We start from the raw sequence: 26,326 nt of genomic DNA, 5'->3' as shown, positions 1-26,326 counted from the left end.
CGGGTCGGCGGCCTACAGCCGCGCGACGATGCGCGAGAGCAGCTCGGCGAGGCGAGGTTCGGCCGCTCTGCCCTCGGCGAGCACCTCCTCGTGGCTGAGCGGATCCTCGCCCAGGCCTGCGGCCGGATTGGTGATGAGCGACAGTCCCAGCACCTCCAGGCCCGCCTGCCGGGCGGCGATGGCCTCGAGCGCGGTCGACATGCCCACGATCTGAGCGCCGATGACGCGCAGGTACTGGATCTCGGCGGGCGTCTCGTAGTGCGGCCCCGGCAGTTGCGCGTAGACGCCCTGCTGCAGCGACGGCTCCGCCTGGTGCGCCAGCTCCCGCAGCCGCGACGAGTAGAGGTCGGTGAGGTCGACGAAGTTCGCGCCCTCGACGGGAGAGGCGGCGGTGAGGTTGAGGTGATCCGAGATGAGCACCGGCTCGCCGGCCCTGAACGCGGGATCGATGCCCCCGGCGCCGTTGCTGAGGATCATGACGCCGGCGCCGGCCGCGGCCGCCGTGCGAACTCCGTGCACGACCGCGCGCACGCCGCGGCCCTCGTAGAAGTGCGTTCGGGCCCCGATCACGAGCGCGTGCTCGCCGCTGGCCAGACGGATCGAGCGCAGGGTGCCGGAGTGGCCGGGCACCCCCGACGCGTGGAAGCCGGGCACCTCGTCCGCCGGGACCACGGCGACGGTCTCGCCGATCACGTCGGCCGCCCGCCCCCACCCGCTGCCCAGCGTGAGGGCGATGCCGTGGTGCTCCACGCCGGTGAGGCGCGCGATGGTGTCGGCGGCCTCGCGGGCGAGGGCCTGGGGATCCCGAATCTCCGTCATGCGACCAGCTTAGGACTCCGGCGGCGCCTGCCCCTCCGGAGCGGCGGCTTGCTGCGCGGTCTCGTCCTGCGGTTTGAGGACGCGGTAGCCGCGGCGCGCGTTGTAGCCGTGGATCTCGCGGGTGTCGAGGACGGACATGAAGTCGAGGACTTCGGCGGTGATGATCTGGCCGGGGACGAGCACGGGGAAGCCGGGCGGGTAGGGGGTGACGAAGCCGGCGGAGACGGGCTGCTCGTCGCGGGCGACGCGCTCGCGGAGTTCGTCGGGGAGGACGTGCTCGATGTTCTTGCGCCGCTGGCCGCGGAAGAACGCGGCGCGCATGTCGCCGTCGGGTCGTACGCCGTCCGTGGCGTAGCCGGGGGAGAAGGCGCTGAAGTCGGGGAGCGGGGGCATGGGGGTCTCGGGCCTGACCCGGTCGTCGGGGTCGCGCTGGGCCTGCATCTCCTCGAAGCGCTCGGCGAGTTTGACGAGCACCTCGATGAGGTAGGCGATGGCGCTGCGGGAGGTGCCGATGTTGGTCATGAAGAGCACGGTGTTGCGGCTGGTCTTGTTGACCTGGATGCCGTAGCGGTCCATGAGGTGCTCGTGCTTGAAGGTGTCGCCGTCGACGCCGGTGCGGCTGATCTCGATGGTGATGCGGCTGGGGTCGACGACGAACTCGTCGTGCGTCCACGCCTGCCACATGGTGGCGAGGCCGTCGCGCAGCGGCATGGGGCGGCCGACCTCGCGGTGGGCCGCGGGGATGAGGTCGTGGGCGGTGAGCACGCGGAAGGTGCGGCGCAGCAGCGGGTGGCGGGCGATGGCCTGGGAGAGGCTGGTGGCGAGGTCGAGCTGGCGCTGCACGAGCTCGAAGCCCTCGAGTTCGACCTGGCGGCGGCCGATGTCGAGGGAGGAGAGGATCTGGTAGTTGGGGGAGGTCGAGGTGTGCGTCATGTACGCCTCGTGGAAGGGCTCCTCGGCCTCGCGCACCCAGTCCTGGTCGTAGACGTGGATCATGGACCCCTGCCTGAGCGCGGTGAGGGTCTTGTGGGTCGAGTGCGTCGCGTAGACGCGCACGCGGGCCTCCGGGGCGGGGATCAGCCGCTCCCGCAGCCAGGTCTCGTCGTCGCCGGGGGTGCCGTCGGAGCTGAAGAGGCGCTGCTGCTGTTCGCGGTACGCGGCGGCGTGAGCGCCAGTCCTGAGGCGCTCCTGGAGGCGCTTGGCGGCTGCCATGGCGGTGCGGCGGCGGGTGACGGGGTGGAACGCGGCGAACGCGAACCATGCCTCATCCCAGAGGAACACGAGGTCGGGCTTGATGGCGAGGCACTCGGCCATGACGCGCTCGGGGTCGTAGACGACGCCGTCGAAGGTGCAGTTGGTGAGCGTGATCATGCGCACCTCGTCGAGGCGGCCGGCGGCGCGGTAGTCGAGCAGCATCTGCTTGATGCGGCTCAGGGGGACGGCGCCGTAGAAGGCGTAGTCGTTGAGGGGGTAGGCCTCGAGATAGGCCGGGCGCGCGCCGGTGAGCATGACGGCGTGGTGGTGCGACTTGTGGCAGTTGCGATCCACCATGACGACGTCGCCCGGGCCGACGAGGGCCTGGTGCACGATCTTGTTCGCGGTCGAGGTGCCGTTGGTGACGAAGAACGAGTGCTTCGCGCCGTAGGCGCGCGCGGCGAGATCCTGGGCCTTCTTGATGGCGCCGGTGGGCGCGAGCAGAGAGTCGAGGCCGCCCGAGGTGGCGCTGGTCTCGGCGAGCAGCAGGTTGAGTCCGTAGAAGTCGGCGAGATCCTTGATCCACTTCGAGCCCACGACCGAGCCGCCGCGCGCCACAGGCAGGGCGTGGAATACGCCGACGGGGCGGCGAGCGTGGTCCTGGAGCGCGGTGAAGAACGGGGTGTCGTAGAGGTGCGAGACGCGGCGCAGCAGCGAGAGGTGCAGCTCGAGCTGATCCTCCCTGCGGAACACGCGTCGGAAGCGGCGGGTGAGCGCCCCCGCGAGGTCCTCGATATGCGCGCCGGCCATGAGGTACAGGTCGAGTTCGGGCCGGATCGCGGCCAGCGTGTCGGCGAGGCCCAGCACCCGCTGCACCGACGCCAACGAGCTGCGGGCGGGGGCCGACCCCGTGTGCACCTCGGCGCGGGCCAGGTCGACCGTCTCGCGCAGGTCGCGGCTCAGCCGCTGGCGCGTGCGGTCGCTGAACCCCGGCCGCACCACGCAAGCGAGGATGTTCGGGTTCGTGAGCACCGCCGCCACGGCGTCGTCGGCCGAGGGGACGATGACGTACTCGTAGATGAACGAGTCGGCGGGCGCGCGCAGCCGCATGCCCTCCGCGCGCATCGTGTCCCGATCGGACGGCGTGGTCTCGTCGATCACCAGCACCTCGAAGCGCGGGCGCGGGTCGGCGTCGGCCGACAGCTCGGCCCGCTCCAGCTCCTCCAGGTGCTCGTCTCGCGGCTCGTCGGGCACCGTGTCGCCGCGCAGGCGGTTGACCACGCGCCCGATCCGATCGAGCGCCGCGCGGTAGTCGCCCAGCTCCAGCAGCTCGCCGATGTCCCGGACGTATCGCTGGCCGAAGCCGGCCCAGTACATCTCGATGGTCTCCAGGGCGCGCAGCGAGCGATGGATCTCGCTGTCCGCCGCCAGCGCCTCGACGTCGTCGCTGCCCAGCGCCAGGCGCTTCACCGCGAATCGCAGGTACTCCCACGCGTCGCTGCGCAACCGCCACGTGCTCGTCGGCATGCCGGGATCCCGTTCGAGGGCCGTCGCGCCGGTGACCGCGGATCGCGTCGGGTCGCCCCTCTCCTCGTCGCTGCGGGCGAGCGGGCTGCGGCCCTCGTCGGGGGCTGAGCTGCGGGCGGCTTCGATCCTCGTCATGTGCGGCGGTGTCCTTCCAAACGTCTTCGTTCCCCGGGGCCGGGCGCGAGCCTATGAATTATGCGTATCCTTTGAACGTTGATCTTAGGCGCTTCTGCATGCCCGAGCGGGCACCCGGGCGACCGCGGGATGCGCGGGCCCCGGTCGCACAACCTGATGATCTGCCGAGAGATCAGCCGACGAAGGTTAGGGCGCCCTAATATAGAGGGGTGAATCAGCCCGAGCCCTCGACTCCGGAACCGGCGGACGACCCGCAGATCGTATCTGTGATCGACCCGGCCGGTGTCGACTGCGTGCTCGCGGCGGGCGACGCCTCCGATCTCACCGAGCTGCGCGAGTGGTTGCGCCGGCTCCCGGAGGAGTCGTACGGCCAGGTGTTCATCGAGGTCTTCGCCGAGATGCAGATCGAGCCGCTTCCCGTGCCGCCGCACGTGGGCGTGACCTGGCTCTGCCGCGAGCAGCGGGAGATGAGCCCGAGGCCGGGTGCCGGGCGCCGCCGCGGAGAGGCGCTCGCGGGAGCGGTCGACGCGTGGTTCGACGAGTGGCTTTGGGCCGACAGCGAGGCCGTGCGCAACATCCAGCTGTGGATGGGCGCCCGCACCAGCTCGGTGATGCAGAGCTACTGGGCCGGGCTCGATCGCCGCCTCGAGAAGCGCTGGCCCGGATACTGCCAGAACGCCTGTCGCGACTCCTGCCAGCGCAGACACCTCTAGATCGCGGGTTCGCCCTCCGGTGCGCTCGGCGGTGCCGAACGGTCTTAGACTTGTGGGCATGGCGAAAGCGTATGAACGGAAGCATCGCATCGCGGTGCTCGGCGGCGGCCCCGGCGGATACGAGGCGGCGCTCGCGGGAGCCCAGCTGGGCGCCGAGGTCACGCTGATCGAGCGCGCCGGCGTCGGCGGAGCGGCCGTGCTCACCGACGTCGTGCCGTCGAAGAGCCTCATCGCCACCGCGGGCGGCGTGCAGGCCGTGCGCGATGCGGGGCGACTGGGCGTGCAGACGTTCGTCCCGGGAGGCGACGGCAAACCCGTGAGACCCGAGATCGCGCTCAACCTCGCGGCCGTCAACAAGCGCCTGCTGGCCATGGCCGGCGCGCAGTCCGTCGACATGCTGCGATCGCTCGAGGACGCGGGGGTCCGCGTGGTGCAGGGCGAGGGCCGTCTCGACGGCCCGGGCGCGGTGATCGTCTCGACGGCCGCCTCCGGCGGCACCGACTTCGACCACGTCGATGCGGACACGATCGTGGTGGCTGTCGGCTCCAGCCCGCGCGAGCTCGATTCCGCCAAGCCGGACGGCGAGCGCATCCTCACCTGGAAGCAGCTCTACAGCCTCCCGGCGATCCCGGAGCACCTCGTGGTCGTCGGCTCGGGCGTCACCGGCGCCGAGTTCGCCAACGCCTATCGCACCCTCGGCGCCGAGGTCACGCTCGTGTCGAGCCGCGAGCAGGTGCTGCCGGGCGAGGATCCCGATGCCGCCGCGGTCATCGAGCGCGAGTTCAAGCGCCTCGGCATGCGCGTGATGTCGAAGTCGCGCGCCGACGCGGTCGTGCGCACCGACGACGGCGTGCTCGTGACGCTCTCCGACGGGCGCACCGTCGAGGCGTCGCACTGCCTCATGGCGGTCGGATCGATTCCGAACACCGAAGGGCTGGGGCTGGAGAAGGCGGGAGTCGCCCTCACGGAGAGCGGCCACATCCGCGTCAACAAGGTCGCCCGCACCGCGATGCCCTCCATCTACGCGGCGGGCGACTGCACCGACTTCTTCCCGCTCGCCTCGGTCGCCTCCATGCAGGGCCGCACGGCCATCATGCACGCGCTCGGCGACTTCGTGCGCCCCATCGACCTGCGCAACGTCGCGGCGAACGTGTTCACCTACCCCGAGATCGCCACCGTCGGCTGGAACGAGCGCGCGCTCGCGGAGGCCTCCGGGCTGGCCCAGCACGTCACCTACACGGTGCCCCTCAGCGTGAACCCGCGCGCCAAGATGATCGGCTTCACCGACGGTTTCGTGAAGCTCTTCGCCTGGAAGGCGTCCGGCACCGTGATCGGAGGCGTCATCGTCGCGCACCGCGCGAGCGAGCTCATCTTCTCGCTCGCGCTGGCGGTGGAGCACCGGCTCACGGTCGACCAGGTCGCCTCGGCCTTCGCGGTGTACCCCTCGATGACGGGGGCGATCACCGACGCGGCCCGAGCGCTGCACATGCACTGAACCGGCCGCGCGTGCGAACGCCGCCGACGCCCCCAGTACCTCGCTCGCCATCCCCAGACCCCAGGAGTTGCCCGTGACCAGCAATGTTTCGCGCCGCGGAGTGGTCGGCGGCGCCATCGGCGCCCTCGGCGTCGGATCCCTCGTCGGCCTGACGGGCTGCTCGCCGTCGGAGAAGCCGGATCCCGTGCCCTCGGACGAGGACGTGCAGCCGGCAGTGACGGTGCGCGCTGTCGACAACGCCTTCGAACCGGCCGAGGTGGAGATCTCGCAGGGCATGGCGGTGCGCTGGGTCTTCGAGGGCGCGGTTCAGCACGATGTCGTTGCGGTCGACGGCAGCTTCGTCAGCGAACTCATGTCGACGGGCGGCTACACGCACCTGTTCGAGGAGGCGGGCGACTTCGAGTACGACTGCTCGGTTCACGTCGAGATGACGGGCGTCGTGCGCGTGACGGCGGCCTGAGCCGATTCGCCGCCCCCCTGCGCCGCGCGCGGCGGATGGGGTCTCGCGGTTACGTCCGCTGGAAGACCGCCAGGGTCTCGAAGTGGTGCGTGTGCGGGAAGATGTCGAAGGCCCGCAGCGAGGTGAGCTCGTAGCCCGCGTCTCGCAGGGTGCCGGTGTCGCGGGCCAGAGCGACGGGGTCGCACGCCACGTAGACGACGCCCGCGGGAGAGAGCTCGGCGATCTGCCCCATCACCGCTCCGCCCGCCCCGGAGCGGGGCGGATCCAGCAGCACGGTTCCGCGGCGCAGCCGCTCCCGCACGGGCGCCGCCGCCCGCAGCAGCTCGGCGAGATGGCGATCCACCCGCGCGGTGAGCGCGAGCGCGCCGACCAGCTCCGACAGGTTCTCCGCGGCGTCGTCGGTCGCGCCCGCGTCGGTTTCGACCGTGGTCACCCTGAGCCCCGGCCCCGCCGCCTCGGCCATCGCCGCGGCGAGCAGTCCGGCGCCGCCGTAGAGGTCGAGGTTGGCCGCGGCGGGGTCGAAGCGGCCGTCGTCGGCCAGGTCGGAGATCGCGTCCCTGACCGCCGTGAACAGCACGGCGGGCGCCTCGCGGTGCACCTGCCAGAAGCCCCCGGCGCGCACCACGAAGCCGCGATCCTCGACCAGCTCCCGGATCGCGTCGTGCTCGCCCGCGCGTCCCTTCTCGCCGCTCAGCGTGAGGAGCATGCGGGGGTCGTCGGCAGCGGGGGCGACGAGGTCGACAGCGTCGACGCCCGGCATGAGGTCATGCAGCGGGGCGATCTGATTGATGCCGGGCGTGGCGAGCGGCAGCGAATCGACCGTGATCACGCGGCGGCTGCGCGCCGCGTACGGGCCGACCGCACCGGTGCGCGGATCGACGTGGAGGCGCACCCGCGTGCGGTAGCCGAGGCCGGGAGCCGAGGCGTGGTGCGTGTCGGCGAGGCCGGGAGCCGAGGCGTGGTGCACCCCGGCGAGGCCCCCGGCCGCGTCGCCCGGTGCGGGCTCGACCAGTTCGGAGAGGGCGTCGGCGAGGTCCTCGCCCTCCTCGGCCGCCAGCCTGACGCCGCCGAAGCGGCGCATCGCGTCGGCGAGCACCTCGGCCTTCAGGGTCCGCTGGCGCTCGAGGGCGATGTGCCCGAACTCGGCGCCGCCGGCGCGGTCCTCGGGGTCGCGCGCCAGGTCGGCCTCGGCCCAGACGTGCGGGCGGCGGTCGCGGGACGCCTCGAGCACCTCGACGGTGGTGGCCCGCGCGAACGACTTCTTCTTCGCGTCGGTCACGCGGGCCCGCACGCTCTCACCCGGAACGGCGTCGGCCACGAACACCACGCGTCCGTCGTGGCGGGCGACGCTCACGCCGCCGTGGGCGATGCCGGTCACCTCGAGTTCGATCGTCTCCCCGATCTCGAGCGACGGGCGGGCGGATGGTGCGCGTGATGACATGCCTCCCATTCTCCCATCACGTGCACGCCGGAGGATGCGCTAGGCGTCGCGTCGGCCGCGCCCGACGACGAGGCCGTAGACGAGCAGTACGAGGATGGAGCCGCCGATGGCGAGCAGCCAGGTCTCGATCGAGAAGAACCTGCCGATGTCGGCTCCGAAGAGCAGCGAGCCGAGCCAGCCTCCGACGAGCGCGCCCACCACTCCGAGGATCAGCGTGGCGATCCAGCCGCCGCCCTGGCGACCGGGCAGAATCGCCTTCGCGATGGCGCCCGCGATGAGGCCGAGCAGCAGAAAAGCGAGGAAACCCATGACAACTCCCTTCGTCTCCGAACGGCAGACGCCGTCCGGTTTTCAAGTCACGCTAGGGTGCGGCGACCGGGGGGAGTAGGGGCTTGCGAACGGAGCGCGGCCCGGTGTAAGCGCGCGCCCGGTGGCGCGTCAGTGCTGCTGCCCCGGGTCGGGTTCCGGAAGAAGCCGCAGCCCGGCGGGGGCGTTGGCGACCGCCGTGAGCTCCTCGAGCCAGGCGCGATTGATGGCCGGCGTCTCGGCGGCCTCGAATTCGAACTGCAGCGGGACGGACGGCTGCAGCCAGATGCTGCGCTGGATGCCGGCGTCGTTCCAGGTGAACAGCAGGCTCTCCTGCTGCAGCAGCTTCGTCATGATGACCGTGCGCAGGTGCGCGAGTGCGCGGTCGTCGAATCGGAAGATCTGCGACGGTCCGTAGTGCAGGTATCCCACGGGGAGCCCTCCTCAGGGGTGCATGGACGGGAAACGGTGAACGGGTCAGCCCGCTGAGCGCTGCGCGGCGAAGGTCTCGGCCTCTTTCTCGGTGATGAGCACCAGGCCGCGCGGGGTGTGCGACAGTTCGCCGAGCACCTCGATCCAGATCTCGTTGAGCTCCGGGGTGCGGCTGCCCGAGAATCGGAAGATGAGCGGGATCGAGGGCGAGAGCCAGAGCGACACCCGCCCGCTGCCGCGCTCGACCGGATTGGTCCAGCTGAGGAAGAAGCTCTCCTGGCGGCGCAGCTTCATGCCGACCGCCACCTTGAGGTGGGCCAGTGCGCGGTCCTCGATCGGATACTCGACCGTCGCGGCGTAGACGAGGTGTCCCATCTCCCCATCATCCCACCCCGGGCGGTGGCGGCACCAGCCCCGGTAGGGTGGGGCGGGGCTCCCCGCGTAGACTCGATTCCATGCGTCTGTACCTCGCCTCGACCTCGCCCGCCCGCCTCTCGGTGCTCCGGGGAGCCGGCATCGAGCCCGTCTGCCTCGCCCCCGACGTCGACGAGGAGGCGGCGGTCGCCGAGCGCGAGTCGGAGCTCGGGAGGCCGCTCACGGCGCCGGAGCTGACGCAGCACCTCGGCCGGCTCAAGGCCGAGGACGTCGTGCGGCGCCACGGGGACCGGATCGACGGGCTCGTGCTCGGCGGCGACTCGATGTTTCTGCTGGACGGCGAGATCCTGGGCAAGCCGCACCTGCCCGGGGTGGCGCTCGACCGGGCCAAGCGGCATCGCGGCCGCACCGGGGTGCTGCACTCGGGCCACTGGCTCGTCGACTGCACGGGCGGTGCGGTGCGGGGCGCGGCCGGGGCGGTGGACACGGCTCGGGTGATGCTCTCGGCGGATCTCGGCGACGCCGAGCTCGAGGCCTACGTCGGCACGGGGGAGCCGCTGGAGCTCGCCGGCGGCTTCGCGATCGACGGCCTCGCGGGGGCCTTCATCGAGCGGATCGAGGGCGCCCCGAGCTGCGTGATCGGGCTCTCGCTGCCCGCGCTGCGGCGGCTGGTGATCGGGCTCGGTCACGAGTATCCGAGCCTCTGGGACGGCGAGGCGCGGGTGGATCGCCGGGGCGAGGAGGCGACGTGAACAGGGCCCCCGCGCCGGGGACGGCCCCGCCTCCGCGCCGGCGGTAGATCCGGGATCCGCGGAGGATATGCCGGATCCGGCTCTGAACTGCGTATCGTCTGCAGATCGCATGCGGTTCGCAGGCGCTCGGAGCGCTCGAGGGATCACCGCCGGGCGAGCAGCGCGACCGTGAGCGTGGCGATCACGGCGCCGTCTGCGAGATCGACGTCCAGCAGCTCCTCGATGAGCGCCAGGCGCTGGTAGAACACGGAGCGGGAGAGCCGCGCGCGCCGCGCGGCGAGGGAGCGGTTGGCCGGCTGCTCCAGGTAGGCCTGCAGCACCCGCAGCAGGTCGCCGCTGTGGCCCGGGCCGGTCGTCCCGTCGTGCTCGAGCAGCGGGCCGAGCGCTTCGGCCGCGAACTCCTGCACCTCCGGCGTGGCGGCGAGCCCTCGCACGAGGTAGGCGAGCGGCTGCCGCTCCGCCTGCTGTACGGTCACCCTCCCGACCGAGGCGGAGGGATCCAGCATCCCGGCCGCGCGCACCTGCTCGAGCGAGGTGATGAGCGCGCGGATCCGCGTGCCGCTCGGCCCGAGTCCGAGGTGCGCGCCCCAGGAGGCCGGTGCGGTCTCGGGGAGCAGCGCGTCGAGCTCCTGCGCGAGGCGGACCGCGAACGGAGGGGCGGCGGAACCGGCGCTCGCGGTCCGTCGGTCTCCGGGCGGAAACGAGAGCAGAGCGAGCAGGATCGGGCGGCCGTGCTCGGCTCCGGCGGATCCCGCAGCCCCGGCATCCGTATCGGGGGCGATGAGCACTCGGCCGTCAGGGGAGACGGCCCGCCGCAGAGCGGTTTCGAGCATCGTTCGCTCGGGAGGTCCGTCGTGGCCGAAGTCGGCCGGGGCGGAACCCCCGGTCGAGCACAGGGTGGCCCCCAGCAGCACGCGCCCCTCGACGGGAAGCCCGCTCGCGGCGAGCTGTGCCGCGAGCTCGTCGGCGCTCCGGTAGCGCCCTTCGAGCAGCACCTCGAACATGCGCTTCGAGCCCAGCTGCAGCCACTGCTCACCCTCCGGATCGGCCAGGCGGCCGAGCGCGAGCGCGAACGCCCCGAGCTCGAGCACCGTGCGCCGCCCGGCTGGATGCGGCGGGCCCTGCAGCGCGGTCAGGTGCCCCCACCGCCGCCCCTGCGCCTCGACCGGCACGCGGTCCCGGCCGTCGGGCAGCGACAGTGCCCGCGCATCGCTCCAGGCCGCGAGCACGTGCTCGGCGCTCGCCGATCCAGACCACGCGACCACGCGCCGCGCCGAGTCCTCGAGCACCACGGGCGCATCGAGGGCGCCGGCGAGGCGCTCGATCACGTAGTCGACCGGGCTGCGGTTGAGGCCCAGCTCGGTGAGCATGGCGTGGACCTCCGCGCGGGCCGCGAGCGCCTCGTGCTGGTCGGCGAGCACCCGCTGGTGGATGCGCTGCGTGATCTGCACGAAGCGCACCTCGCGACGCAGCACGACGAGGGGGACGCCGCGGGCCTCGCACGCGGCGGCGAGGGGCGCCGGCGCGGCGTCGAAGCTGTGGCCGAGCTCGAGCACCACCGCGGCGGGCTCGGCGTCGAGGAGTCGGGCGGCGAGCGTCTCGAGCCCCTCCGCATCGCGCGGCCAGGCCGCACCGGTGGTGAGCACGAGCTCGCCGCCGTCGAGCAGCTGCGCCGCGGCGGTCCCCGCGACGACGTGCGCCCAGCGGGCCGCACGTTCGAGGCCCGCCTCGCCCGCGACGAGCTCGGGCAGCCCCGCCCGCATCTCGGGCAGCTCGAGCGCCTCGCGCACCGTGATGCGCGCCCGATCGTGCTCCATGTCCCTCTCCAGATCCACTGACGCCGTGACCTTCTGATCCCCGCCGCGAGCCGAGGCTCAAACAAAGTGTATGCGAGGCGGGCGATCTGCGGATGGAGTGCCGGTGGTATCCCGTGAACATCGCTGTGATACTGGGATTCGTCGGGCTTCTGCGATCCCGCACACATTGATCGATTTGAGAGGATTGTCGGATGGCACTCATCCCCCACGTCATCGGCGGCGAGAAGATCACCGCGGCTGAGCGCACCCAGCCGGTGTACAACCCGGCGACCGGCGAACGGCAGCACGAACTGGCGATCGCGTCGCCCGCCACCGTGGAGCAGGCGATCGCCGCAGCCAAGGAGGCGCTGCCGAAGTGGCGGAGGACGAGCCTGACCAAGCGGGCCGACGTGTTCTTCAACCTGCGCCAGCTGCTCAAGCAGCGCACCCCCGAGCTGGCCGCGATCGTCACCAGCGAGCACGGCAAGGTGCTCTCCGATGCGGCCGGCGAGATCGCGCGCGGGCTCGAGAACGTCGAGTTCGCGTCGGGCCTGCTGCACCTGCTGAAGGGCGAGCGCGACGAGCAGGTCTCCACGGGTGTCGACGTGCACTCGATCAAGCAGCCCGTGGGCGTGGTCGCGGCGATCACCCCGTTCAACTTCCCGGTGATGGTGCCGCTGTGGATGATCGCCTCGGCGATCGCGTGCGGCAACACCGTCGTGCTGAAGCCCTCGGAGCGCGACCCCTCCGCGTCGGTGTTCATCGCCGACCTGTTCCGCGAGGCCGGCCTGCCCGACGGCGTGCTCAACGTCGTGCACGGCGACAAGGTCGCCGTCGACGCGCTGCTCGACAGCCCCGACGTGAAGGCGGTGTCGTTCGTGGGCTCGACCCCGATCGCGAAGTCGATCTACCAGCGCGCCGCGGCGAACGGCAAGCGCGTGCAGGCGCTCGGCGGTGCGAAGAACCACATGCTCGTCATGCCCGACGCCGACATCACCGTCACCGCCGACGCCGCGATCTCCGCCGCCTACGGCTCGGCCGGCGAGCGCTGCATGGCCGTGTCGGTCGTCGTCGCGGTGGGCGACGTCGCGGATCGCCTGATCCCCGAACTCACCAGCCGCATCGGCAACCTCACCATCGGCGACGGCACCGATCCCGCGTCCGAGATGGGCCCGCTGATCTCGCGCGAGGCCAAGGAACGCGTGGAGTCCTACGTGGCGGGAGCCGAGGCCGAGGGCGCGACCATCGTCGTCGACGGCCGCGAGCAGCGGTTCGCGGGCGAGGGTTTCTTCACCGGCGTCACCCTGCTCGACCACGTCAAGACCGACAGCAGGGTCTACCGCGACGAGATCTTCGGCCCCGTGCTCGCGGTCGTGCGGGTCGACTCGTACGAGGAGGGACTGCGGCTGATCAACAACCATCAGTTCGGCAACGGCACCGCGATCTTCACCCGCGACGGCGGTGCCGCCCGCCAGTTCGAGTTCGAGGTCGAGGCCGGGATGGTCGGCATCAACGTGCCGATCCCCGTGCCCGTCGGCTCCTTCTCGTTCGGCGGCTGGAAGGACTCCCTCTTCGGCGACGCCCACATCTACGGGCCCGAGTCGATCAACTTCTACACCCGATCCAAGGTCGTGACCACCCGCTGGCCGAGCCCCGATCAGTCGAAGATCGACCTCGGCTTCCCCAGCAACCACTGACGAAACGGCCTCCGAACTGAGAGAATTGCAGCATGACTGACTTCATCGACCTGAACGGTGCCGGGCAGAGCTTCGGCGACACGGCGGCGCAGCGCGAGGTGCGCGAGAACGACCGCCAGTACGTCTTCCACTCGTGGTCGGCGCAGGCGCAGATCAAGCCGCTGCCCGTGGCCAAGGGCGAGGGCGTGCGCTTCTGGGACTACGACGGCAAGGAGTACCTCGACTTCTCGTCGCAGCTCGTCAACCTGAACCTCGGCCACCAGCACCCCGGCCTCGTGAAGGCGATCCAGGAGCAGGCGGGCCGCCTCGCTTCGATCCAGCCGGCCGTGGCGAACGACGTGCGAGGCGAACTCGCCAAGCGGGTCGTCGAGCACTCCTTCGAGGGCGCCCGCTCGGTGTTCTTCACGAACGGCGGGGCCGACGCCAACGAGTACGCGGTGCGCATGGCCAGGCACCACACGGGGCGCCAGAAGGTGCTCGCGCGCTACCGCTCCTACCACGGCTCGACCGCGACGGCGATCACGCTTACGGGGGAGCCCCGCCGCTGGGCGAACGGCGTGCTCGACCCCTTCGTCGTGCACTTCGAGGGCCCGTACCAGTACCGCTCCGCGTTCCACGCCGAGACCCCCGAGCAGGAGGCCGAGCGCGCGCTCGCGCACCTCGAGCGGACCGTCCAGCTCGAAGGCCCCGACACGATCGCGGCGATCATCCTCGAGACCGTCACCGGCACGAACGGCGTGCTCGTACCGCCGACCGGCTACCTGCCCGGCGTGCGCGAGATCTGCGACAGGTACGGCATCGTCATGATCCTCGACGAGGTCATGGTCGGCTTCGGGCGCACCGGCGAGTGGTTCGCCTACCAGGGCTTCGACGTCGCGCCCGATCTCGTGACCTTCGCGAAGGGCGTCAACTCGGGGTATGTGCCCCTCGGCGGCGTGGTCATCTCCGAGGAGATCCACAACACCTTCGCCGACCGCGCCTTCCCGGGCGGCCTCACGTACTCCGGCCACCCGCTGGCCTGCGCCTCGGGTGTCGCGACCTTCGACATCTTCGAGGAGGAGCGGATCCTCGAGCGGGTCCGGGACCTCGGCTCGCGCGTCGTCGAACCGCGCCTCGCCGAGCTCACCGAGAAGCACCCCTCGGTAGGCGAGTTCCGCGGTCTCGGGCTCTTCTGGGCGCTCGATCTGGTGAAGGATCGCGAGACCCGAGAGCCGCTCGTGCCCTACAACGCCTCGGGCGAGGCCGCGGCCCCGATGAACGCCGTCACCGCCGCGTGCAAGAACGCGGGCCTGTGGCCGTTCACGCACTTCAACCGCCTGCAGATCGCCCCGCCGCTGATCATCGAGGAGGAGGACCTGGTGAGGGGCCTCGACATCTACGACGCCGCGCTCGACGTCGCCGACGAGTACTGCACCGGAGCGTAGGCGGGGCGCTCCCACCGGCCGTCGAGCTTGTCGAGATGCCCGGCCGCTGCTCGTGGGCTGAGACCGAAGGGGCCTCGACCTCGCATCGTCAGGTGCGGGATCGAGGCCCCTTCGTCGTGCGGAGGAAGGTTCGTGCGGGGCCTCGGGGCTGATGGACGGCCTCGAGAGGCGGAGAACTCGCCCGATCTTGCCGGAATCGTGTGACTTTTGCGCCTCTCGACGGGGGGAGGCCCGGGGCGGGAGGCCCGGCTGCGGAAGGTTCGGGAGTGCGGGGCTGGGGAGCCGGCGATTGAGCGAGTCTGCGAGCCGAAGTCACCCCCTGCGCCGGCGTGCGGGATCGGCGACGGCACTCAGGGCTGCGGTCCGGTCGCGACGGGGAGGCTCGGGTGGTTCGACCACTGCGACCAGGAGCCCGGGAAGAGGGCGCCGTCGCCGCCCGCGAGCGCCAGCGCGAACAGGGTGTGGCTCGCGGTGATGCCCGAGCCGCAGTACGCGCCGACGCGAGCGGCACCGAGCGCGCCCGCCGCCGTGAAGCGTTCGCGCAGCGCCTCCGCCGGAAGGAAGAACCCGCCGGCGTCGAGATTGCCGCCGGTGGGAAGGTTGCGCGCCGCGGGGACGTGCCCGGCCCTCGGGTCGATGGGCTCCTCGGAGCCCGCGTACCGCTCGGCCGCGCGCACGTCGAGCAGCAGGTGATCCTGAGCGAACGCGGCGACCTCACCGAGATCGAGGCGCGGCAGCCGCCCGGAGCCGAGAGCGACGGAGCCGGGGAGAGGCGCGACATCGCCGCTCTCGAGCGGCAGGCCCGCGTCGACCCAGGCCGGCAGCGCGCCGTCGAGCAGCCGCACCCGCTCGAAACCGGAGTCGCGCAGCAGCCACCACAGCCTGGCCGAGGCGAAGTTGCCGCCGCCGTCGTAGGCGACCACCCGGTCGTCCGGCCCGAGGCCCCAGCGCCGCGCGGCTTCGGTGAGCGAGGCGGGATCCGGAAGCGGGTGCCGGCCCTCGGTCGCGGGGCCGTGCCCCGACAGCTCGGCCTCGAGGTCGACGTATACCGCGCCGGGAATGTGCCCTGCGAGGTAGGCGGGGCGGCCGTCGGGCTGCGGCAGGGTCCATCGCACGTCGAGCACGCGCGTGCGGGGCGCATGCGCGGGCAGTCCGGCCTCCTCGCGCAGCGCGGCGCCGAGCTCGGCGGCATCGATGAGCAGTTCCGATCGTTCGGTCATGCCTGCGATGCTATCTGAGCCGCGCGCGGCCTCTCCGGATCTCCCCGACCGCCCCGGTCGCGTCCGCCGGAGCGGTGCAGCGCGAGGGCGACGGTGGACGGGCGGAGCCTGGGGCAGGCGGGCGGGTGCCCGGGCTCAGACGTCGCAGATCGCGGGAGGGCTGAGCCGAGAGGCGCGGGTGCGCTTCGGCAACACCTTCGGCGACACACGCCAACGCGGCCGGCCATCATCGCTCCGGCGGTCCCGTTCGCCTGCTGGGCGGGCAGAGAGGGCGTCGGTGGTCGTGGGCGCATCATGAGAGAACATGTCCTCGGATGTCGGAACGCCGTGCGGCGCAGGTGCACGCGAGGTCAGGCCAGGTAGGCCCCGGCCTCGCGCACCGCTTCCTCGATCGCGTCGTCGAGGCGCTGATGCGGCCACTCCGTCGACCGGTCGTACGCCCATATGTAGATCCACTCCGCAATCGCACTGATGAGATGCTGCAGCGCGGGGATCGTCGTCGCAGGACGCGGATACCGCGGAAGGCCGCCGAGGATGCCGCCGTTCGCACGATTCAGCGTCGCCTGCTTCCCCGCGGCGAACGGATCGGCGAGCTTCTCCCCGTTCTCGGGGTAGGCGATCATCTGCAGCGGGTACGCGGCACGATCGGGCTCGCCGGCCCGAGCGTAGATCCGCACTGCGGCGGCATACACGTTGCCGACCGAGTTCCACTGGAAGAAGTCGCCGGTGAACGGGATCCGATCGCACACCGCGTACAGCTCGTCGATGTCCAGCGGCTCCGCGGCGGCGGCGATCAGGATGACCGGCTCGAACAGGATCCGCGTGCCCGTCTCGCCCGCGAGGTTCGCCTTCTCCATGGCGCGGTCGGCGAACTTCCGCCCCTTCTCGCTGAGCACGTCACTGTGCCGGTCGATCCAGGCTGCCACCAACGGCACCAGCTCCGCATTCAGCGCCCGCCACTCCTGCGGCTTCAACTTCGTCGGCAACGGTCAGACCTCCAGCCGAGGGGCCGGGTCGCCCGGCTTCTGCTCGCGGGCGCGCTGCCACAGCTGCGCGAAGAAGGTGAGGTAGACGTCGACGTCGTTCAGCTCGAGGTTGCCGAGATCGACCTCGCCGCCGTAGAACCCCGGGACGGTCGCGCCCGCGCACTGCGCAAGCGTCAGCGGTGGCACGCCCTGCGCGGCACGCCACCGCGCGAACGGCTCCGGACGGAGCCCCTCCTGCACCGCGGGAAGCATGACCGCCCGTTCGAAGTCCTCCACAGCCATCCCCCACGGCTCGATCGCCATGTCGAACGGATCCAGCGCCACGATCGTGGCCGGTTCATCCCCGCCGGAGTATCTGCCATCCGCATCGAACGACGAGCTGATCGCGTACTGCCGCGCCCGCCAGTCGAACGCGAACACATCGGCCCGCACACCCAGCTTTCCGAACGTCGCCTCCACCGCCTCCTGCGCGATCGGGCCCGATTCGGCGTCGTGGAAGCGCAGGAGCCCGTCGTTGCCGGACACCCCGCACAAATCACGGTCGGCGAAGAACGAGCCGAGCAACGGCGGCGTCCACGCACCGCTCCCGAGCTGTTCGAACGTCTACTCCACCTCAGCCTCCTTTCCGGGTCACCGCCAAGCTTAGCTCGCGCGTCCCGATCGCCTAGGGCGCCGCGTCGACCACGGTGGTCTCGATCGCGGTGCTGCTCACGACCTCCTCCGGCCCGAAGCCGAACACGTTGACATCGGCCAGCGCGCGCTCGCCGATCACGAGGCCGGTGTCCGGGGAGACGATGATCTCGGTGCGCTCCCCGCCGCGCAGCGCCTCGGTGCGGCCGAAGGCCACGCCCGGCACGCCGTCGAGGCTTTCGACCCCCGGCGTGCTGGTGACGCCCGGGATCAGCGCGAGTGCCTCGAAGAGCGCCGCGCGCTGCGGTGCAGGGATGAGCCCCGAGCGCAGCAGCCTGGCGATCCGCTCGAATCCCTGTCGGGATATCGGCCGGATCGACCCCGATCCAGCCGGATCCCGGTGCCGGCACGGTCGCCGATCCGGGATCCCCCGACCCGGCGTAGAAGGCGCCGTGCGGGGCGCTCAGCCGCTCCACGTTCTCGCCGGACCCCTTGCCAGCGGAGGCGGCCTCGAGTTCGCCCCAGTCGCGCACGAGCACCCACTCGCCGGCGGGATCGGCCGGCATGTAGACGTCGATGGTCTGCTCGTTGGAACGGTAGGCGACCGAGGCGGGGCCCTGCTCGCCGCCCGTCTGGTGGCCCCAGTCGGTGCGCGTGCTCGAGAGGAGGTACTGACCGGGCGCCGGCTCGGCGTCGCTGAACGCGACGGCTGCCCCGGCGATCTCCCGCATGCGTTCGACGGCCCTCGCGTTCTCGACCGCCATCGCGACGTTGCCGCCCGCGAGGGTGAGCGCGATCGCCCCGTCCAGGGCGCCCAGGCTCCATCCGGTCCGGCGCACGGACCGGCGCCTGCGGTTGCCCACGTGGGAGATCGCGGGTACGGGGGCGGGGATCGCGCCGCCGGCACCGGCGCCCGTGGCCGACTGCTGCCCGGCCGCTGCGGCCATGGCTCGTTCGAGGCGCGCCTGGCCCGGTTGAGTCGTGAGCGGACCGTGCCGACGGGAATCTCCAGCGCCTGCGCGATCTCGTCGTAGGAGAGGCCCTCCCAGACGTACAGCAGCAGCGTGTCGCGAGCGGGATCGCGCGATCACGCTGCTGTCTGTGCGCACATGAGGTATTCGCCGCTCCGGGAAGAAAGTTCACGAAAGCCCTAGCAGCAGGATCAATTACATAGCTATCAAATGTAAATATGTATTAGAATGTTGGATATGAGCGGAGAAAAATCGCTACGAGCATCGGAAACCGATGTGCTCGCCCTCGACCTGACCCGCGCGAGCGGGCGCTTCTCCCGGATCGCGGGGCGAGTGCCCGGAGTCGGGTACTCGCTCGTCGCATGGCGCGTGCTCGCTGAGCTGGAGCAGTCGGGATCCGCGCGCGTGAGCGACCTCGCCCAGCAGCAGCGCATCTCGCAGCCCTCCATGACCGGCCTCGTGCAGCGGCTGGAGGGCGAGAGGTGGGTCGAGCGCCGGGCCGATCCCGACGACCGCCGCGCGTCGCTCGTGAGCATCACGGCGGCGGGCCGATCCGCCCTCGACGACTACCGTCGCATGGCGGCCGCCCGAGTGAGCCCCCACCTCGCCGAGCTCACCGATTTCGACCGGGCCACGCTCGCGCGCGCGGTCGAGCTCATGCAGCGGATCGGCGACCGGATCGGCGACCCGAGCGGCTGATCCAGCCGTCTCGCCCCTCCGCCCATCCGACATCCATCATCACTCGAGGAGCCATCACGTCCACCGTCACCGAAACCGACCCGGGCACGGACTCGATCCGCGTGCCGACCGCGGCTCCCGAGGCGCCCGCCGCGCCCGCCCGCAAGCCCTCGATCCTGCGCCAGCCCACGGCCGTCTGGGCGATCGCCTTCGCCTGCGCCATCTCCTTCATGGGCATCGGCCTCGTCGACCCGATCCTGCCGGCCATCAGCGCGGACCTCGGCGCGACGCCCGCGCAGACCATGCTCCTCTTCACCAGCTACCTCTTCATCACGGGCATCGCGATGTTCTTCACGAGCTGGGTCTCCGGACTCATCGGTGTGCGCTGGACGCTCGTCGCGGGCCTCGTGCTGATCGTGCTCTTCGCCGCGCTCGCCGGAAGCTCGGGGTCCGTCGGCGAGATCATCGGCTTCCGCGCCGGATGGGGCCTGGGCAACGCGCTCTTCATCTCCACGGCGCTCGCCGCGATCGTGGGCGCCGCCTCGGGCGGATCCCGCCAGGCGATCGTGCTCTACGAGGCCGCGCTCGGCGTCGGCATGGCCGTCGGCCCGCTCGTCGGCGGCGCGCTCGGCTCGATCTCGTGGCGCGGCCCCTTCTTCGGCACGGCGGCGCTCATGGCGATCGCGCTGCTCGCGATCCTGGTGCTGCTGCGCGCCCCGAAGCAGAGCGCGGCCGAGCGCGCCGCCGCCCGCGCCGCTCGCCCCTCGCTCGTCGCGAGTTTCAAGGCGCTCGGCAACCCGGCGCTGCTCGCGCTCGCCGGCGTCGCGATGTTCTACAACTTCGGCTTCTTCGTGCTGCTCGCCTACAGCCCCTACCCCATGGAGGCCGCGGCGAGGGCGTCGGGGGTGCGCGAGTTCGGCGCTCACGAACTGGGCCTCGTGTTCTTCGGCTGGGGCGTCGCCCTCGCCATCACCTCGGTGCTCGTGGCGCCCGTGCTGACGCGCCGCCTCGGCCTGCGCCCGGTGCTCTTCGCCATGCTGAGCGGACTGGCCGTCTGCCTCGTGCTGCTGGGCGCGTTCGTCGGCTCGCTGCCCGGGCTGATCGCGGTCGTGGTGGTGAGCGGCCTGCTGCTCGGCGTCATGAATACGGCGCTGACCGAAGCCGTGATGGAGGCGACCGACCTGCCGCGCAACGTGGCCTCGTCCACCTACTCGGCGGTGCGCTTCATCGGCGGCGCGATCGCCCCGGCGGTCGCCGGCCCGATCGCCGCGGCCCTGGGCGAGCCCGCCCCGTACTGGTTCGGCGCGGCGTCGATCGCGGCGGCCATCGTCGTGCTCGCGTGCGTCGGCCACCTGCTGCACCGCGTCGGCGCGACGCCCCAGGAGAGCGCAGAGGGCGAGGCGCAGGTCATCTCGGCGGGCGACGCGGCTTAGCGGGCGTCGGATCCTTCCTCCCGTCCGGGAGCGGCCACGAGGCGCTCGGGCTTCTGCGAGTCGGGGCACTCCTCGATCACTCGCCCGTATCCGGGGGCGAAGGGCGGGCCGAACCGCAGTTCCCCGCTATGCCGCGGCGCGCAGCCGGTCGCCGGGCGCCGGTCCCGTCGCGCGCGTGTCCGGCCCCAGCAGACGGTTCATGTGGCGGGTGGTGCGGAGCACGACCGCCCGGTCCGCGATCCTGACCCCCGCCAGCGCCCGCTCGAGCGCGAGCTCGAAGCGGTTGACGTCGGAGAGGCGCCGCAGCCACACAGCGAGCACGAGGTTGTAGCGGCTCGCGGAGGTGAAGGCGAGACGCACCTCGGGCACCGAGGTGATCGTGCTCCGGGCCGCCTCGATCACCGTCGAGGGGGCCTCGATGAAGTACCACGCGTAGACGGGCCAGTCGGTGGCGCGGCGCGCGATGTCGGTGCGGAATCTGAGCACGTCGTCGTGCCGCATCGTGGCCAGCCCGTCGGAGATGCGCTGGGGCGAGATCCCGCTCCGCTCGGCCATGACGGAGACGGGGATCCTGCCGTCTTCCCACACCGCGTCGAGGATGGCGCGGCGCACGTCGTCGGACACGTGCCGCGCCGCGCGCTGCCGCGGCGGCCGGGGCTCGGGGATCCTCGCCACCTCCTCGGGGAGGAGCGAGCGCAGCCGCCAGCTGCCACCCTCGATGAGCGTCTCGCCGGCGGGGTGGGTCTGCATGGTGCGCACCCCCACGACGCTCGCGAGGTCGTTCAGCACCAGCGATGAGAGCTCGTCGAACGAGCGCGGAAGCACGAGCGCGAGCAGGTCCCGCCCACCGGAGGCGTGATCGAGCACCATCACGCTGGGATCCAGGCTCAGCTGCTCGGCGATCGCCGGCCGGTGGACCGGCTCGCACTGGATCTCGATGAGCGCGAGCAGGCGATCCGCCGCGTAGCCGGTGATCCAGGCCAGCCCCTCCTCGCTGAGCCTGGCCCACCTCCTCGCGAGCGTGCCGGAATCGGATCCGAGCACCGTCGCCAGCCTGCTCCAGCTGACTCGGGGCTCGATCTGCAGGGCGTGCAGGATGCGGCGGTCGAGATCGTCGAGGGCCTCGGGATCGAGGCTGTGCATCGTTCCTCCCCCGTTCGTCGGCCTCTCCGCGAAAATTTCGAATACGAGGTCCGTTTTCCGCAGATGTATCTCGATGGTATCCGATAGGGCCTGTCGTCGGAGCACAATGGGGCAGCGAAATCCCACACCCCGATGAGGAGCAGGAATGACGACGACGTCGAGCAGCCCCGAGATGCGCAGCAGGGCGAAGGAGGTATCGCGGGCCGAGGTCGAGGGGCGCCGCGACCAGCTCATCGCCCTGAGCCACGCGATCCACGAGCACCCCGAGGTCTCGTGGGAGGAGCACGAGGCCGCCGCGCTCGTCGCGAAGACGCTCGGCGAAGCCGGATTCGACGTCGAGATCGGGGCCTACGGCGTGCCGACCGCGGTCGAGGCCGTGTACGGCGATGGCGACCTCACCGTCGCCATCTGCGCCGAGTACGACGCGCTGCCCGGCATCGGGCACGGCTGCGGCCACAACGTCATCGCCTCCGCCGGAGTGGGCGCGGCGCTCGGGCTGGCGCCGGTCGCGGAGGAGGCGGGACTGCGGATCAAGCTGCTCGGCACCCCCGCCGAGGAGCACGGCGGCGGCAAGGTGTCGATGCTCGAGGCGGGCGCGTGGGAGGACGTCGACATCTCCCTGATGGTGCACGGCATCACCGAGACCCCCGGCATGACCGCCGACAGCCACGGCGCGCGCGGCATGCGCTCGACAGCGGTCGACCGATTCGCCGTGACCTTCCACGGCCGCACGGCGCACGCCGCCGGCATGCCGGAGCAGGGCATCAACGCGAGCAACGCGGCCGTGCTCGGCCTCAACGCGTTCGCGATGCTGCGGCAGCACCTGCCCAAGGAGACGAATCTCAACGCCTTCATCTCGGAGGGCGGCGAGGTGACGAACATCATCCCCGACCGCTCGGTGGTGCAGATCGAACTGCGCGCCTACGATCTGGATATCTGGCGCGACATGAAGCAGCGGGTGCTCAAGTGCTTCGAGGGTGCGGCCATCGCGACCGGCTGCGAGTGGGAGTGGACGCCGACCGAGCACCCCTACGCCCCGCTGGTGCACGACGAGGCGATGGCCGACCTCTGGGATCGCAACCTGGCCGACCGCGGCCGCACGATCGACCGGGACGCCGTGCTCGGCGGGGGCTCCACCGATATGGGCAACGTCTCCCGGGTCGTGCCCTCGATCCATCCCATGATCACCTTCCGCGGCCACTCGGCTCCAGCGCACAATCCCGCCTTCACCGAGGTCGCGGCGAGCCCCGAGGGCGACGAGGCCGTGATCGACGCCGCGGTGACGCTCGCGGCCACCGTGCTCGACGTCGCGTTCGATCCCGGACTGCGCGCCGACTACCGGCGCAGGTCGGCCGAGCGCCCCGAGGGCGCGACACGGGTGACCCTCAAGGCCTGACCCCGCTCAGCCGGGCATCGCCCGGCTCACGCCCGGCGCTCCGGCGCCGGACCCTCACCCAGTGTCGGGCGACGATGCCCGCGAGACGAAAGAACCCACATGACCAAGAAGACAGCGGCCGCTCAGGCCCCCGCTCCCGCCGCGGGCGTGCGCAACGAGTTCGCGATCTCGTTCCGCAACCCGCTCCTCTGGCTGCTCATCGGCCTCATGGCGGCCGTCGCGGTCGCCGCCCAGCTCATCGGCCCGGCCGCCATCCCGGTCGGCGCGGCCTCGATCACGCTGCTGCCGATGATCTGGGCGCTGCTGCTCGGAGTGATCATCTCGGGCCAGCGCGTCAAGCCGCTGCCCGTCAACGTGCAGCACACGGCAAACGCGATCATGGCGGTCGCGGTGCTGCTGCTCTGCGCGCGGCTCTCGCTGACGCTGGGGCCGAACCTCCCGTTCCTGCTGGAGGCGGGCCCCGCTCTGCTGCTGCAGGAGCTCGGCAACGTGTTCGGCACGATCCTGCTCGCGCTGCCGCTCGCGGTGCTGCTGCGCATGGGGCCCGCGACCGTGGGCGCGACGTTCTCGATCGACCGCGAGCCCTCCTTCGCGATGGTGACCGAGCGCTTCGGCATGAACTCGCCGCAGTACCGTGGCGTGTTGTCGATGTACGTCTTCGGCTCGATCTTCGGCGCGATCATCGTCAGCCTCGTCGCCTCGCTCGCCTCCTCCGCGGGCGTCTTCGACTGGCGGGCGCTCGCGATGGGCGCGGGCGTGGGGTCCGGATCCATGATGGCCGCCGGAGCGGCCTCGGTCACGGCCGCGCACCCCGGGCAGGCGGAGCAGGTGCTCGCGCTCGCGACGACGTCGAACCTCATCGCGTCGATCTTCGGCGTGTATCTGAGCCTGTGGATCTCGCTGCCCCTCGCGGATCGCTTCTACCGCTTCCTCACGCGCGGCCGCGCGGCGAAGGCCCCGAAGCCGACCGGCGGCCTCGTCACGGAGCGCGTGCAGACCGTCGCGGCGGCCGTGCTCGAGGCGCCCCGGGTGCGCATCCCGCTCTGGAACGTGCTGCTCATCCTCAGCGGGGTCGGGGTCGCCGTGGCGATCGCGGCCGCGAAGTCGTTCTCGATCGACATGATCGTGACCTATGCCATCCTCAGCCTCTTCGTGGCGGGCGCGATGTGGCTCTCGAGGCTCACGCGCGGCAAGGTGCCGGCCCTCGTCATCATCATCACGGTGGGGACGCTGGCGACCTCCCCGATCTGCCCGATCGCGCCCTGGCTGCTCGAGGTGTCGGCGAGCGTCGACTTCCTCTCGGTCATCACGATGATGCTCGCCATAGCGGGCCTCAGCATCGGCAAGGACCTGCCGATGCTGAAGGAGATCGGGTGGAAGATCATCCCCGTCGGCATCGTGGTCATCGCCGCGACCTACCTCGGCTCCACGCTCATCGCGCAGCTGGTGCTCGGGATCATCGGGTGACCTCCCCTGCGGGATCGGCCGAGCGCGGGGTCTACGTCTCCGCGCTCGACCTGTTCTCCATCGGCATCGGGCCCTCGAGCTCGCACACGGTGGGGCCGATGCGGGCGGGGCTGGCCTTCAGGGAGCGCCTGGCTGCGCAGGGGCTTCTGCGAAGCGTCACGCGGTTCCGCTTCCGGCTGCAGGGATCGCTCGCGGCGACAGGGATCGGCCACGGAACCCCCGACGCGGTGATCGCCGGGCTGCGCGGGTACGCGCCGGAGACGGTCGATCCCGTCCTCGTCCACGGGCAGTGGGAGAGGCTCGCCGCGGGGGAGGAGCTGCGCGTCGACGAGGTGCCGCTGCGGGCGGAGGACATCGTGTTCGCCCCGCTCTCCCGTCACGAGGGGCATCCGAATTCGATGACGCTGAGCGCCGAGGTCGACGGCGTCGTCGTGGCCGAGGAGACGTGCCTCTCGATCGGCGGCGGATTCATCGAGCTCGTCGGACCGGATCCGGCCGGTGGGGGGCGGCGGGATCGCGAGGACGCGCGCGCCGGCCACGCCGTCCCGGCGCACCGCTACCGCAACGCGGCCGAGCTGCTGCGGCTCGCGAGCAGCCGCTCGATCGCCGAGGTCGCGTGGGAGGACGAGACGGCCCTGCACGGCGAGGAGCGTGCTCGCGAGGGCCTCGCGGAGATCTGGAGCGCCATGCGCGGGTGTATCGAGCGGGGGCTCCGGACGGAGGGCGTGCTGCCCGGCGGGCTGGGCGTCTCGAGACGGGCCGCGGCGGGGTGGCGCGCGCTCGCCGCGCGCGGCGTGCCGAGGGGTTCCGAGGAGTCGCTTGCGATCTACGCCCTGGCCGTCAACGAGGAGAACGCCGCGGGCGGGCGGGTGGTCACGGCGCCCACGAACGGCGCCGCCGGCGTGCTGCCGGCCGTGCTGTACTACGCGGTCGCCGAGAGCGGGTTCCCGTTCGAGCGGATCCGCGCCTTTCTGCTCACCGCGACCGCGATCGGCTCGATCTTCAAGGCGAACGCCTCGATATCGGGGGCCGAAGCCGGCTGTCAGGCCGAGGTGGGGAGCGCCTGCGCGATGGCCGCGGCCGGCCTCACCGCGGTGCGCGGCGGCACGCCCGAGCAGGTCGAGAACGCGGCCGAGATCGCCATCGAGCACCACCTCGGGCTCACCTGCGATCCGGTCGGCGGGCTGGTGCAGATCCCGTGCATCGAGCGCAACGCCGTGGCGGCGTCGACGGCGCTGGCCGCCAGCCGCCTCGCGCTGCTCGGCGACGGCAGCCACGTGGTGCACCTCGACACGACGATCGAGACGATGCGGCAGACGGGCGCCGACATGTCGGAGCGCTACAAGGAGACGAGCGCCGCGGGCCTCGCGGTGAACGTGGTGGAGTGCTGAACCGCCCGAGAAGGAGCGTCGATCCGGTGCGGCGCTGCTAGCGTCGGCGCATGGAGCAGTCCGATTACCGAACCCAGCACATCGAGGGGCCGCTCACCAGGGCGAGCACGACATCGTCCGTGACAACATGCCGTTCGCGAGGCCCGGCAGCGGAGAGCACGGCACCTACTTCATCGGCTACTCGCGCCACCTCTGGGTGATCGAGCGGATGCTGCAGCGCATGTTCATCGGGGATCCCCCCGGGAAGCACGACCGGCTGCTCGACTTCTCCACCGCGACGACCGGTAGCGCCTACTTCGTGCCGGCCCCCGCGATGCTCGCGAGCCTCGGCGACTGAACGCTCGTTCCCGTGGCCGGCGGGGAAGCTCCCGCGGCCGATTCGCGGTGAAACGCGAGCGCGGGGTTTCGGAGGCAGCCCGCGCTCCGGCCTTTCTCGAGCGGCACG

Annotated in this window: 25 protein-coding genes; 12 read left to right on the top strand and 13 right to left on the bottom strand. The window is 71.7% G+C overall.

Annotated features, from left to right (window positions below):
• Positions 1-12 precede the first annotated feature (12 nt).
• Positions 13-819, bottom strand: a complete 807-nt coding sequence (locus D1J51_RS03235; protein ID WP_119073734.1) for a purine-nucleoside phosphorylase — start codon at positions 817-819, stop codon at positions 13-15.
• A 9-nt stretch (positions 820-828) separates the two neighbouring features.
• Positions 829-3,675, bottom strand: a complete 2,847-nt coding sequence (locus D1J51_RS03230) for an aminotransferase class I/II-fold pyridoxal phosphate-dependent enzyme (RefSeq protein WP_119073733.1) — start codon at positions 3,673-3,675, stop codon at positions 829-831.
• Positions 3,676-3,884: 209 nt separating this feature from the next.
• On the opposite strand from D1J51_RS03230, the gene D1J51_RS03225 reads away from it, so the two are divergent.
• From D1J51_RS03225 to D1J51_RS03215, 3 genes are all read left to right on the top strand, one after another.
• Positions 3,885-4,388, top strand: coding sequence for an SIP domain-containing protein (locus D1J51_RS03225; protein WP_119073732.1), 504 nt, complete (start codon positions 3,885-3,887; stop codon positions 4,386-4,388).
• A 58-nt stretch (positions 4,389-4,446) separates the two neighbouring features.
• The gene (locus D1J51_RS03220) at positions 4,447-5,883 is read left to right on the top strand and encodes an NAD(P)H-quinone dehydrogenase (RefSeq protein WP_119073731.1); all 1,437 of its coding nucleotides are present in this window, start codon (positions 4,447-4,449) and stop codon (positions 5,881-5,883) included.
• Between the two features lie 73 nt (positions 5,884-5,956).
• Positions 5,957-6,343: a cupredoxin domain-containing protein gene (locus D1J51_RS03215; protein ID WP_240422835.1), complete on the top strand. Its 387-nt coding sequence runs from the start codon at positions 5,957-5,959 to the stop codon at positions 6,341-6,343.
• A 49-nt stretch (positions 6,344-6,392) separates the two neighbouring features.
• Here D1J51_RS03215 and D1J51_RS03210 read toward each other — a convergent pair whose 3' ends face one another.
• From D1J51_RS03210 to D1J51_RS03195, 4 genes are all read right to left on the bottom strand, one after another.
• On the bottom strand, positions 6,393-7,784 hold the full coding sequence (locus tag D1J51_RS03210; protein WP_371414070.1) for a class I SAM-dependent RNA methyltransferase: 1,392 nt from the start codon (positions 7,782-7,784) through the stop codon (positions 6,393-6,395).
• Positions 7,785-7,823: 39 nt separating this feature from the next.
• Positions 7,824-8,093: a GlsB/YeaQ/YmgE family stress response membrane protein gene (locus D1J51_RS03205; RefSeq protein ID WP_119073728.1), complete on the bottom strand. Its 270-nt coding sequence runs from the start codon at positions 8,091-8,093 to the stop codon at positions 7,824-7,826.
• Positions 8,094-8,222: 129 nt separating this feature from the next.
• Positions 8,223-8,522: a DUF7882 family protein gene (locus tag D1J51_RS03200; RefSeq protein WP_119073727.1), complete on the bottom strand. Its 300-nt coding sequence runs from the start codon at positions 8,520-8,522 to the stop codon at positions 8,223-8,225.
• A gap of 45 nt (positions 8,523-8,567) precedes the next feature.
• Positions 8,568-8,897: a DUF7882 family protein gene (locus D1J51_RS03195; RefSeq protein WP_119073726.1), complete on the bottom strand. Its 330-nt coding sequence runs from the start codon at positions 8,895-8,897 to the stop codon at positions 8,568-8,570.
• Between the two features lie 80 nt (positions 8,898-8,977).
• Here D1J51_RS03195 and D1J51_RS03190 point away from each other — a divergent pair, with 80 nt between their 5' ends.
• A complete protein-coding gene (locus D1J51_RS03190; RefSeq protein WP_119073725.1) occupies positions 8,978-9,649 on the top strand; it encodes a Maf family protein in 672 nt (223 codons plus the stop codon).
• A 143-nt stretch (positions 9,650-9,792) separates the two neighbouring features.
• Here D1J51_RS03190 and D1J51_RS03185 read toward each other — a convergent pair whose 3' ends face one another.
• Positions 9,793-11,466, bottom strand: coding sequence for a PucR family transcriptional regulator (locus D1J51_RS03185; protein ID WP_119073724.1), 1,674 nt, complete (start codon positions 11,464-11,466; stop codon positions 9,793-9,795).
• A 191-nt stretch (positions 11,467-11,657) separates the two neighbouring features.
• Between D1J51_RS03185 and D1J51_RS03180 the strand changes: the two genes are divergently transcribed.
• A complete protein-coding gene (locus D1J51_RS03180; protein ID WP_119073723.1) occupies positions 11,658-13,142 on the top strand; it encodes a CoA-acylating methylmalonate-semialdehyde dehydrogenase in 1,485 nt (494 codons plus the stop codon).
• 32 nt (positions 13,143-13,174) lie between these two features.
• Positions 13,175-14,566, top strand: a complete 1,392-nt coding sequence (locus tag D1J51_RS03175; RefSeq protein WP_119073722.1) for an aspartate aminotransferase family protein — start codon at positions 13,175-13,177, stop codon at positions 14,564-14,566.
• Between the two features lie 350 nt (positions 14,567-14,916).
• Here the strand turns inward: D1J51_RS03175 and D1J51_RS03170 are convergent, their stop codons facing one another.
• From D1J51_RS03170 to D1J51_RS03150, 5 genes are all read right to left on the bottom strand, one after another.
• Complete coding sequence (locus tag D1J51_RS03170; RefSeq protein ID WP_119073721.1) at positions 14,917-15,786, bottom strand: sulfurtransferase; 870 nt, start codon at positions 15,784-15,786, stop codon at positions 14,917-14,919.
• 350 nt (positions 15,787-16,136) lie between these two features.
• Positions 16,137-16,772 carry a hypothetical protein gene (locus D1J51_RS03165; RefSeq protein ID WP_119073720.1) on the bottom strand — a complete coding sequence of 212 codons (636 nt, stop codon included), beginning with the start codon at positions 16,770-16,772 and terminating at the stop codon, positions 16,137-16,139.
• A gap of 3 nt (positions 16,773-16,775) precedes the next feature.
• Positions 16,776-17,297, bottom strand: a complete 522-nt coding sequence (locus D1J51_RS03160) for a hypothetical protein (protein ID WP_162903641.1) — start codon at positions 17,295-17,297, stop codon at positions 16,776-16,778.
• A gap of 139 nt (positions 17,298-17,436) precedes the next feature.
• Positions 17,437-17,628, bottom strand: coding sequence for a hypothetical protein (locus D1J51_RS03155; RefSeq protein ID WP_119073718.1), 192 nt, complete (start codon positions 17,626-17,628; stop codon positions 17,437-17,439).
• 237 nt (positions 17,629-17,865) lie between these two features.
• Positions 17,866-18,462: an RNA polymerase sigma factor gene (locus D1J51_RS03150; RefSeq protein ID WP_256385993.1), complete on the bottom strand. Its 597-nt coding sequence runs from the start codon at positions 18,460-18,462 to the stop codon at positions 17,866-17,868.
• Between the two features lie 148 nt (positions 18,463-18,610).
• Here D1J51_RS03150 and D1J51_RS03145 point away from each other — a divergent pair, with 148 nt between their 5' ends.
• Positions 18,611-19,072, top strand: coding sequence for a MarR family winged helix-turn-helix transcriptional regulator (locus D1J51_RS03145; protein WP_240422833.1), 462 nt, complete (start codon positions 18,611-18,613; stop codon positions 19,070-19,072).
• Positions 19,073-19,167: 95 nt separating this feature from the next.
• Positions 19,168-20,484, top strand: coding sequence for an MFS transporter (locus D1J51_RS03140; protein WP_371414073.1), 1,317 nt, complete (start codon positions 19,168-19,170; stop codon positions 20,482-20,484).
• Between the two features lie 126 nt (positions 20,485-20,610).
• Here the strand turns inward: D1J51_RS03140 and D1J51_RS03135 are convergent, their stop codons facing one another.
• Entirely contained in the window at positions 20,611-21,627 is a 1,017-nt protein-coding gene (locus tag D1J51_RS03135) for an Lrp/AsnC family transcriptional regulator (protein WP_119073716.1), read from the bottom strand.
• A gap of 145 nt (positions 21,628-21,772) precedes the next feature.
• On the opposite strand from D1J51_RS03135, the gene D1J51_RS03130 reads away from it, so the two are divergent.
• From D1J51_RS03130 to D1J51_RS03115, 4 genes are all read left to right on the top strand, one after another.
• Entirely contained in the window at positions 21,773-23,023 is a 1,251-nt protein-coding gene (locus tag D1J51_RS03130; RefSeq protein ID WP_119073715.1) for a M20 family metallopeptidase, read from the top strand.
• 99 nt (positions 23,024-23,122) lie between these two features.
• The gene (locus tag D1J51_RS03125) at positions 23,123-24,490 is read left to right on the top strand and encodes a DUF3100 domain-containing protein (protein WP_119073714.1); all 1,368 of its coding nucleotides are present in this window, start codon (positions 23,123-23,125) and stop codon (positions 24,488-24,490) included.
• A complete protein-coding gene (locus D1J51_RS03120) occupies positions 24,487-25,881 on the top strand; it encodes an L-serine ammonia-lyase (RefSeq protein ID WP_119073713.1) in 1,395 nt (464 codons plus the stop codon). The genes D1J51_RS03125 and D1J51_RS03120 overlap by 4 nt, the downstream gene beginning before the upstream one ends.
• Positions 25,882-25,915: 34 nt before the next feature.
• Positions 25,916-26,218, top strand: a complete 303-nt coding sequence (locus D1J51_RS03115) for a Dyp-type peroxidase (RefSeq protein ID WP_119073712.1) — start codon at positions 25,916-25,918, stop codon at positions 26,216-26,218.
• The last annotated feature ends 108 nt before the right edge of the window (positions 26,219-26,326 follow it).

Source organism: Leucobacter sp. wl10 (genome assembly GCF_003569785.1).
In the GTDB taxonomy this organism is placed as follows: domain Bacteria; phylum Actinomycetota; class Actinomycetes; order Actinomycetales; family Microbacteriaceae; genus Leucobacter.
Note: the sequence above shows the minus strand (reverse complement) of the source record. Positions and strands in the feature narration are given on the sequence as shown.